The sequence below is a fragment of the Thiolapillus sp. genome, assembly GCF_048562965.1.
Taxonomy (GTDB): Bacteria; Pseudomonadota; Gammaproteobacteria; order Chromatiales; family Chromatiaceae; genus Thiolapillus; species Thiolapillus brandeum_A.
In genome coordinates this window covers 11,346-13,886 of the sequence record NZ_JBHNMF010000047.1, presented here as the reverse complement: position 1 = coordinate 13,886, position 2,541 = coordinate 11,346, and the positions used below count along the sequence as shown (strand labels likewise).

Below are 2,541 nucleotides of genomic sequence, written 5' to 3'. Positions count from 1 at the left end.
TCGGGCTGGTGGGATTACCTGAACCTGCATGGCCAGTTGGGTGATGGCGGGTCATCCGCGCTGTTCGGGGTGTTCACCGAGCACGGACAGGCGGCCGCCACGGTCATCGGCGCTGTTTTCTCCGTGATGAACGTCCTGGCGCTGGCCTTTCTGGTGGTGCTGTTTGTCTACGTCATGGGCGTGGGCATACTGGGCACCGCCCACGAGGGCCAGCCCCTGGGCAAGCGCTACTCGACCCTGTGGACCCCGATACGATCCGGACTGGCGGTCATGCTGCTGGTGCCGCTGCCCTGGGCCAAGGGGTTGTCTTTCTTGCAGGCGTTACTGCTGATGTTCGTCTATTACGGTATCGGTGCGGCCAACACTGTTACCGATGCTGCCATGACGTACCTGGAGAAGAATCAGGGGCTGGCGGCCCCGAACTTTCAGCCTGTGGGCGGGGTGTCGGACGTGGTGGACAATACCGTGCAGTCCATTCTCACCCTCAAGATGTACATCAAGGACAACTACGGGGATGGCCGGCGGCCAGAGGCAGGGCGGTACAGCGCCCACTGGGAGCCGATTCTTGAAAAGCCCGGCTTTTTCGGCCGTATCTACAATTCTGTGACCCACTCAGAGCCGCCGCCGGTATCGCCGCCGGCGGGGCCTGCCGCGTACCGTATCGGCCGGGTGCCCGGAGTTTGTACGGGGAAGGTTGGCAAGGGCAAGTGTGTCATTCGCTACGCCTATCAGTATGCCACCCTGGAGAAGAATCAGACCAGCGACAAGGCCTTCGGTGGTGCGGAGATCGCTTGTGCGGATGCAGCAGGACCGGCCTGCGCCAGGCGGCTGCAGGCTTTTGCCGACATGCAGAAAAAAGCCGAGGAGATCGCGGATTTTCTCGCACGGGACGTGGGTGATATCGAAGCCTACCAGGGCAACGGCCCGCAGCGGGGCAGCGTGAAAATCGCCCAGGAAATCCTGTTGCGCATGGCCGCCGACAACCTGGCGGAATCCAACCGCAAGGCCAACGACCCGGGCAACCGGACGAATGAGCTGTCGGCGGAGGCGGAGCTGATCCGCAGCCAGGGCTGGGCCATGTTGGGCAGCTGGTACAACCGCTTGGCGGAACACGACCGGAAAACGCTGCCAACCAGCGATTCTGCGCTGTCGATCAAGACGTTCCCGGTCCAGTTCAGCGAAGCCCGGCGGGCGTTCTTCGCGCCCCAGGCCTATCAGGAACGCCTGAACGCTTACCAAATGTACAAGCGCACCGGTGGCAATCGGAAAAGCAGTGTGGCGAATGCTACCAGTTGTACCGCATATCCTGTCAATGAATACGGCCTGGATGAGTCAGTCATCGATCCTTGTGCGGAGAATCGCGTCAGCGAAGAACTGGAGGACTACCTTGACATATCCAGCCCCGAAGGGTTGAGCACCCGGGCAACCGAAATCCTTACCCAATCGCTCTCCTACGGGCCGGATTCCTGGGCATCTTATCTGTCGGATGGCGACCCCGTGCGCAACCTGCAAATCCTGGGAACTAAATACGTTGATGGCGTACAAGCGGCGGCAGCCGCGTTCTTCGCGCTTAAAGTGGCGGGTCATTTTGTTGGCGGGGCCACCGAAGGGGGGCTTCTCGGCAGCATCCTGAGCATCTTTACCGGGAAGGGCATTTCAAGAGGAATCGAAGCGGCGACCAACATCAATGATTCCTTTTTGGGGCGCCTGATCGCCGGCGCCATGACCGGCCTGTTTGTTACAGGTATGGCGCTGGCTTACTATCTGCCCATGGTGCCTTTCTTCCTCTGGGTCATGGGGTTCATCGGGTGGGTCATCCTGGTGATGGAGGTAATGGTGGCGGCCCCCTTGTGGGCCATTGCTCATGGTATCCCCGATGGCGAGGGCATGGCCGGCCAACACGGCAAACAGGGCTACATGCTGTTTCTGCGGGTGTTGGCGCGCCCGAGCCTGATGGTGATCGGTTTCTTTATCAGCATACTGCTTTTTGAGGCCATCGCCGGAGTGCTGGGCGCGGGCTTGCGCATGGCGCAGTTTGATGCACAAGGCGGCTCATCCTGGAATTTTAGCTGGTCGCCGGCCTATGTCGTCTCATACGGCATATTGATGGGGGTGCTGGTGATTACTGTGGCGCACCGAACCTTTGCGCTGATCACCTGGATACCGGACAACGTGCTCAACTGGATTGCACAGCTGCATACCAATCTGGGAGAAGGGCAGGATGAGCATAAAATTGAGGGGGGCGCGCGTGCTGGATACCAAATTGCCGGGGCCACAGGCGGGGCTATGATTGCTGGTGGAGGAAGCTCAGGACGGAGAGATACGCCAAGCCCCTCAACAATCGGTGACGAAGCCGATGCTCCCAAAGGCAGTCTCGCTGCCCGAACAGACAACGCTGATCAGCAGGAAGGGGCAGAAAAGACGGCAAACCAAGGCACTTCTTCAGATGACGATGATGCTGGGGGGGGCACGAGGCACGATGGGGCGTTCTCTGATGGATCCGGCGCCAACACACAGCACGGTGCAGGAGCGGGAGCAGGA

At 60.3% G+C, this 2,541-nt stretch carries 1 protein-coding gene; it reads left to right on the top strand.

All coding sequences use genetic code 11. The annotated features are described in order from the left end of the window. Positions 1-2,541, top strand: a 2,541-nt coding sequence (locus ACOCD2_RS04710) for a DotA/TraY family protein (RefSeq protein WP_419625618.1), incomplete at both ends; no start/stop codon positions are given.